The sequence below is a fragment of the Acinetobacter johnsonii genome, from assembly GCF_048551975.1.
Lineage (GTDB): Bacteria > Pseudomonadota > Gammaproteobacteria > Pseudomonadales > Moraxellaceae > Acinetobacter > Acinetobacter johnsonii_A.
Window position 1 is genome coordinate 1 of sequence record NZ_JBIMCF010000184.1, and the last position, 287, is coordinate 287.

Here is a 287-nt window from a genome sequence, read left to right on the forward strand (position 1 = left end):
AACCCTTTTCATTATTTGCCATCGGGTTAAGCCGGTAACTTTAAGGATACTGCCAGTGACAAACTGGAGGAAGGCGGGGACGACGTCAAGTCATCATGGCCATTACGACCAGGGCTACACACGTGCTACAATGGTCGGTACAAAGGGTTGCTACCTAGCGATAGGATGCTAATCTCAAAAAGCCGATCGTAGTCCGGATTGGAGTCTGAAACTCGACTCCATGAAGTAGGAATCGCTAGTAATCGCGGATCAGAATGCCGCGGTGAATACGTTCCCGGGCCTTGTAC

General features: G+C 50.2%; 1 rRNA gene. It reads left to right on the forward strand.

From position 1 onward, the window contains the following. Positions 1-287: ribosomal RNA gene (locus ACG9ZB_RS17170) — 16S ribosomal RNA — on the forward strand; the annotation flags it as partial.